This window comes from Candidatus Methylomirabilis sp. (assembly GCA_036000645.1).
Taxonomy (GTDB): domain Bacteria; phylum Methylomirabilota; class Methylomirabilia; order Methylomirabilales; family JACPAU01; genus JACPAU01.
The window spans coordinates 1-6,618 of sequence record DASYVA010000147.1; the positions used below are offsets into that span (position 1 = coordinate 1).

Genomic DNA, 6,618 nt, shown 5'->3' on the forward strand with positions numbered 1-6,618 from the left:
CCCCACGCGGCTCCGGTACAAAGGGGCACATCACATCCGGGCTGGGTGCCGGGAAAATGGTGCGCCGGGGAACCGGCAAAGCCATTGCTGCCCCGCAACTGTGAGCGGCGTTGAAATCTGCAGTGGAGCCACTGGCCCTCCCCCCGTGACGGTGGGGAGGCCGGGAAGGCGCAGAGAGTAAGCGGAGCCGCGAGCCAGGAGACCGACCCAGCCCCTCGGGTGGGCGTAGCCTTCCGAGGGGAAAGGCCGCCCCCGCGTGCGCCATAGCCGACGCGCCGTCCCCGGCGCGTCGCCTCTTTTGGGCTCGGGGCGCCCTGACCTCTTGCGAGGTCAGGGCGCTTTGCTTTTGGGGAGGAGCGGATGGGCCGGGTGCTGGTGGCCGGGACGGGGACCGGGACCGGGAAGACCACGGTCTGCCTCGCCCTGGCGGCGGCGCTGAGACGCCGGGGCCTTCCCGTGGCTCCTTTCAAGGTCGGGCCCGACTTCATCGATGCGGCGCACCTCGGGGCGGTGGCGGGGCGGCCCGCGCGATCCCTGGATCCCTGGATGAGCTCACCGGAGTGGGTGCGGGTTTCCCTGACCCGGCACGAGCCCCCGGGAGGGCTGGCGCTGATCGAGGGGATGATGGGTCTCTTCGATGGGGCGGGCGGCGCCGATGATCGGGGGAGTGCCGCGGAGGTGGCCCGCCTCACGGCAACGCCGGTCCTCCTGGTCCTCGATGCCCAGGGGGTCGCCCGGTCCGCCGGCGCCCTCGCTCTCGGATTCGCCCGGTTTGACCCGGCCCTCTCTCTGGCGGGGGTCATCTTCAACCGGGTGGGTGGGGTCCCCCACCGGGAGACGCTGGCGGCGGCCGTCGCCCCCCTCGGCGTGCCGGTCCTGGGGGCCTTACCCTGGGATGAGGCGCTGGCGATCTCGGAACGACACCTCGGCCTCCTCACCCCCGAGGCGCGCACCCTCTCGCCGGAGCAGGTGGCGCGGCTGGCTGCTGCGGCGGAGGCACACCTGGATCTCGAGGGGATCCTGCGCGTCGCCTCGGCAGCGCGGCCCCTGCCTGTCCCCTCGGATCCTCCGGTCCCCCCGGCCCGACCAGTCGTGCAGATCGGCGTCGCGCGAGATGCCGCCTTCTCCTTCTACTATCAGGATAACCTGGACCTCCTGGACGCCGCAGGGGGGGACCTCGTCCCCTTCAGCCCGCTCGCCGACGAGTGCCTGCCGGCCGGTCTCGGCGGCCTCTATCTCGGGGGTGGCTACCCGGAGGCCGAGGCCCCGCGGCTGGCCGGCAACGGCGCGATGCGGGAGGAGATCCGCCGGGCCGTAGCGTCTGGGCTGCCCGTTCTGGCCGAGTGCGGCGGCTTCATGTATCTGTGCAGGGCCATCGAGGACGGGGAGGGCCGCCAGCACCCGATGGTCGGGGTCTTCGACGCCACGATCCGGTTCCCGGGGCGGGGGACGCTGGCCTATTGCAGCGTGGACCTCGTGCACCCTTCGCCCCTGGGCCCCGCGGGTCTCAGCCTCCGTGGCCACGAGTTCCACGCATCTTCCCTGCTGGAGACGCCTGCGGCCAGCGCCCACGCCTACCGGGTGCGCCGGCTTCCGGCCGGCGGAGCCGAGGCGGAGGGCTACCTGGTGGCCAATGCGCTCGGGAGCTACCTGCACCTCCACTGGGGCTCCTGCCCGGAAGTGGCCCGCCACTTCGTGACAGCCTGCCAGGCGCACGCAGGCGCCCGGGGGGTCACCCTTCCCGCCCGGGCGGGGGGGATCGCGTGACGCCGCCGCGGGCCAGGGCATTGATGGTCCAGGGGACCGCATCCGGCGTGGGCAAGAGCGCTGTCGTCACTGCTCTCTGCCGGCTTTTCCGGCGGGAGGGGATCCGGGTCGCCCCGTTCAAAGCGGTCAACATGTCGCTGAATGCCGGCGTCACGCTCTGCGGCGGGGAGATGGGCCGCGCGCAGATCGTCCAGGCGGAGGCGGCCGGCGCCATCCCCGACGTCCGGATGAATCCCATCCTTCTCAAGCCGGTGGCCGGGGAAGGGATGCAGGTCATCGCCCGGGGGAGCCCGGTCGGCCTGCTCGCGGCCGACGAGTTTCTGGCGCGAAGAGGGTGGGCCTGGGAGATTATCGAAGAGGCCTACCGGGAGCTGGCTGCCACGCACGAGCTCCTGATCCTCGAGGGAATGGGGGGGCCGGCCGAGGTCAACCTCCGGGAGTCCGACCTGGCCAACATGCGTGTCGCCGCGCTCACCGGGGCGCCGGTCCTGCTTGTGGCCGACATGGCCTTTGGCGGGGCCTTCGCCGCTCTCCTGGGGACCTTCCTGCTCCTGGCCTTGGAGGAGCGGAGCCGGGTGGCCGGGTTCCTCCTGAACCGGTACGGGGGGGAGCGGTCCCGCCTCGAGCCGGCCATCGCGGACCTCGTGCACCGGACCGACCGTCCCGTCGTCGGGGTTCTGCCCTGGCACGACGGGCTGGCCCTTCCCGAGGAGGACTCCGCCAGCCTCCGGGACTCTCACGGAAGGCCCGGCGCTCCCCTGCGGGTCGGCATCGTCTGGCTTCCCCACCTGTCCAACTTCGACGAGTTCGGCCCCCTGACGCGGGAAGTGGACGTGGCTGTCACCTACCTCCGGGTGCCGGAGGAAGTCCCCCGGTGCGATGCGGTCATCCTGCCGGGGAGCAGGGCAACAGCGGCGGACCTGGCTTCTCTCCGGCGGTGCGGCGTTGCGGAGGCCATCCGGGCGTTCGCCGAGGGGGGTGGGCACGTGGTGGGGATCTGCGGCGGGTTCCAGATGCTTGGCCGCCGGCTCCAGGACCCGGAGGGAGTCGAGGGCGGAGGGGAGACCGAGGGCCTGAACCTGCTTCCCGTGGAGACGGTCTTCGCGGTGGAGAAGGTCACGTCTCCTGTCCGGGTCTCGGCGAATCCCCTCCTTGGGCCCGACGGGCTGGGCGGGATCGCCGGGTACCAGATCCACCACGGACGCATCCACGTGGACCCCGGGACTCCTTCCGCCCTCCTCACGGCCTCGGGGGAGCCCGAGGGGGCTCGCAGCCCGGACGGCCGCACCTGGGGGAGTGCGGTGCACGGGCTCTTCGAGGATGATCGCTTCCGGCGCGCGTGGCTCAACAGGCTCCGGGCCGATCGGGGGCTGCCTTCTCTTCCCCCTCGCGCAGAGGACCGGGAAGCCATCCTCGATGCCTGGGCAGACTGCGTGAAGGCCCACACGGACTGGCAGCGCATCCGGCAACTCGCGCTGGGATCATGAAACCGCTGCTCGCCTTCGCCCTGACTGTCGGCCTCCTCGGCCCCGCCGTCTCGGTGCTCGCCGCTCCGGTCCGGGACATGATGGGACGGGAGGTGGAGATCGCCCGGGCCGTCACCCGGGTCGTGTCGCTCGCCCCGAGCCTCACCGAGATCCTCTTTGCTCTCGGGGCGGGGGAGCTCACGGTCGGGGTGACGGACTTCTGCGACTACCCTCCAGCAGCGGTCGGGAAACCGAAGGTCGGGACGGTCCAGGCGCCGAACCCGGAAGTGATCCTGGCGCTGCAACCGGACCTGGTCCTGGCCACCACCGAGGGGAACCGGCAGGAGACCGTCTTCTTGCTGGAACGTCTGGGCCTCCCCACGTTTGTCGTCCGCCCGGAGGGTCTGGATGGCATCTACGCCAGCATCCGGTCGGTGGGTCGGCTCCTCGGCCGGCCGGCCCGCGCAAGCGCCCTGGTGGAGGTCATGCGCTCCCGGGTCAATTGGGTGGTGCGGCAGGTTGCGGGACACCCGCGGGTGCCCGTCCTCTACGTCCTCTGGCCGGACCCGCTGATCACCGCCGGGCGGGGGAGCGTCATTGACAGCCTGATCGCCGTTGCGGGCGGGGAGAACGTGGCTCGGGGGAGTGCGCTGCGGTACCCGCGCCTGGGCCTGGAGGAGGTTCTGCGGGTGAACCCGGAGGTCATCCTCCTGGCGGGAATGGGCTCCCGCCCCCTCCGGCCGGAGGCGGTCCAGGGATGGGCGGGGTGGCACGTTCTCCGCGCCGTGCGGGCCGGCCGGGTCCAGAGCCTGGACGGCGACTTGCTGCATCGCTCCGGCCCCCGCATCGTGGAGGGGCTGGAAGCGATGGCGCGGGCCCTTCACCCCGATGCGTTCCCTGCTTCTTCCCGGGAGACCGCTCAATGACCGAGCGAGCGCTTCCTGCTGCTCCGCCCCGGGAGGCCGCGCCGGCGCCGCCCGTGACGGGACGCCGACTCCTGCGCCTCTGCGGAGGGCTTTTCGCCGCCCTGCTCGTCACGCTCCTGCTCTCCCTGTCGGTGGGGACGATCCGCGTCGGGCCGCACCGGGTCCTCGCCATGCTCTTTGCATCCGTCCTCCCGCTGCCGGTGATGTGGACGCCGACGGAGGCGGCAGCGGTCCTCTCCCTCCGCGTCCCCCGGGTGCTCCTGGCGGGCCTCGTGGGCGCCTGTCTGGCGATCGCGGGCGGCGCCTTCCAGGCGATCTCCCGCAACCCCCTGGCGGATCCCTTTATCCTGGGGGTCTCGAGCGGGGCCGCCTTCGGGGTCGTGGTGGCGGTCTTCCTGGGGGTCGGTCCCGTGGGGGTCGGGGCGGTCCTCGCTCCGCTCTTCGGGTTCGCAGGAGCCCTGCTCGCGGCCCTCGTGGTCTACCGGCTGGCCTCCGTGGAGTCCCGCCTCCCCGTGGAGACGCTCCTCCTGGCCGGGGTGGCCGTGAGCCTCTTCTTCGCCTCGGCCATCATGCTGGTCAGCTCCTTCGTCTCGGCCATCGAGCTGCAGGGGATCTCCTTCACCCTGATGGGGAACCTGGCTCCCCGCGGTCCCGCCGCCGTCGCCGCCGTCGCCGCTTGCCTCCTCCTGGGGACCGGGGTCCTGCTCGCGGTGGCTCAGCCGCTGAATGTCCTCGCCTTGGGGGAGGAGGCGGCCGCCGCCCTCGGCGTGGAGGTGGAGCGGGTGAAGCGGACCGTCTTCGTGGCCGCTTCCCTCGTGACCGGGGCGGCGGTCTCGGTCAGCGGCTCGATCGCCTTCGTCGGCCTCATGGTGCCGCACGCCGCCCGCCTTCTCTTCGGCCCGGACAACCGGATCCTGCTCCCGGCGTCTCTCCTGATGGGGGCGATCTTCCTGATGGCGGCCGATCTGGTCGCGCGCCTGGTGGCGGCCCCGGCGGAGCTGCCGGTCGGGGTCATCACCGCCTTCTGTGGCGCCCCGTTCTTCGCGGTGCTCCTGAGGCGGCGGGCCCGCAGGGGGGGGCGATGAGGGCCCTGGAGATCCGGGGGCTCTTGCACCGCTACCGGGACGGGATGGTCCTCAAGGGTCTCGACTTGACCGTGGAAGCGGGGGAGGTGCTGGGGGTCTTCGGGCCGAACAGCGCCGGCAAGACCACCCTCTTGCGCCTCCTCTGCGGGACCCTCGTCCCGGCCGCGGGAGAGATCCAGCTCTTCGGGCGTCCCCTGCCGGAGTGGCCCCGGCGCGAGCTGGCCCGGACGGTGGCCCTGGTCCCGCAGGACGCGGCCGTCGCCTTCCCCTACACGGTCCTCGAGGTGGTGCTGATGGGTCGGTACCCTCATGGCGGGGGCTTTGGTCTCCCGATCCCGGCTGACCTACAGGCGGCGGAGGAGGCTCTGCTCCGGACCGACCTCATCCACCTGGCGGCGACGCCGGTGACGGAGCTCTCGGGAGGCGAGCGCCAGCGGGTCATGCTGGCCCGGGCGTTCGCGCAGGCGCCCCGTCTCCTCCTGCTGGATGAGCCGACGGCCCACCTGGACCTGGCCCACCAGGCAGAGGTCCTGGCGTGTATCGCGGCCCTGAACCGGGAGGCCGGGCTCACCGTGATCCTGGTCTCCCATGACCTCAACGTGGCCCCCGGGCTGTGCCACCGGGCCCTGCTGCTCCAGGCGGGGGAGGTGCTTCGGCTCGGGGGGGTGAAGGAGGTGATGGACCCCGTGCTGCTCCGGTCGGTCTACGGCGAGGCGATCCGGGTCGAGGAGGGGCCCGACGGCCCCCGCGTCTTCCCGGCGCCGCCAGCGCCGTAAACTATCCGCCCCCGGATGAAAGGGAAGCCGGTGCGGCTGCGAGAGCGGCTCAAGCCGGCACGGTCCCGCCACTGTGAGTGGGGAGCCCCGGTCCAGCGAGGCCACTGACCGCGCGCGCGGTTGGGAAGGCGCGGCCGGGGTGAGGAACCACAAGTCAGGAAACCTTTTCCGGGGGCCCGAGGCACCACCTTTCGCGGCAGAAGGAGGTGTTTCATGGTCGGGCGTCCCTGGAAGATCGCGGCGGTGTTGGTGTTCCTCGTGAGCGCGGCTGCTCCCGTTTGGGGCCAGGAACCGGTGGAGCCGGAGATCGGCGAGGTGGTGGTAACGGCGACCCGCACCGCCGACCCCGTCGGAGCGGCGACGAAGTCGTTTACGGTCATCACCGCGGAGGAGATCGAGGCGAAGCAGGCGGAGACAGTCCAGGAGGTCCTGCGGACTGTTCCAGGACTTACCGTGAGCCAGTCCGGTGGCCCGGGCACGATCACCTCGACCTTCCTCCGGGGATCAAACTCGGGCCACACCCTCTTTCTGATAGACGGCGTCCCCATCAACAGTCCCATGGGCGGCGCCTTTGACCTGGCCGATCTCACCACCGGCA

Annotated in this window: 6 protein-coding genes and 2 riboswitches; all 6 genes read left to right on the plus strand. The window is 72.0% G+C overall.

Annotated elements, in window-relative coordinates:
- The first annotated feature begins 26 nt into the window (after window positions 1-26).
- Window positions 27-226: riboswitch (cobalamin riboswitch) on the plus strand.
- Window positions 227-360: 134 nt separating this feature from the next.
- The gene (locus tag VGT06_08275; protein HEV8663118.1) at window positions 361-1,767 is read left to right on the plus strand and encodes a cobyrinate a,c-diamide synthase; all 1,407 of its coding nucleotides are present in this window, start codon (window positions 361-363) and stop codon (window positions 1,765-1,767) included.
- On the plus strand, window positions 1,764-3,254 hold the full coding sequence (locus tag VGT06_08280) for a cobyric acid synthase (GenBank protein ID HEV8663119.1): 1,491 nt from the start codon (window positions 1,764-1,766) through the stop codon (window positions 3,252-3,254). The genes VGT06_08275 and VGT06_08280 overlap by 4 nt, the downstream gene beginning before the upstream one ends.
- On the plus strand, window positions 3,251-4,159 hold the full coding sequence (locus VGT06_08285; protein HEV8663120.1) for a cobalamin-binding protein: 909 nt from the start codon (window positions 3,251-3,253) through the stop codon (window positions 4,157-4,159). Before VGT06_08280 ends, VGT06_08285 begins: the two co-directional genes overlap by 4 nt.
- Window positions 4,156-5,244, plus strand: a complete 1,089-nt coding sequence (locus VGT06_08290; GenBank protein HEV8663121.1) for an iron ABC transporter permease — start codon at window positions 4,156-4,158, stop codon at window positions 5,242-5,244. The genes VGT06_08285 and VGT06_08290 overlap by 4 nt, the downstream gene beginning before the upstream one ends.
- The gene (locus VGT06_08295; GenBank protein ID HEV8663122.1) at window positions 5,241-6,020 is read left to right on the plus strand and encodes an ABC transporter ATP-binding protein; all 780 of its coding nucleotides are present in this window, start codon (window positions 5,241-5,243) and stop codon (window positions 6,018-6,020) included. Before VGT06_08290 ends, VGT06_08295 begins: the two co-directional genes overlap by 4 nt.
- A gap of 18 nt (window positions 6,021-6,038) precedes the next feature.
- Window positions 6,039-6,185, plus strand: a riboswitch (cobalamin riboswitch).
- Window positions 6,186-6,233: 48 nt separating this feature from the next.
- Window positions 6,234-6,618 (plus strand): TonB-dependent receptor plug domain-containing protein (locus tag VGT06_08300; GenBank protein HEV8663123.1); only part of this gene is annotated, 385 nt, incomplete at its 3' end.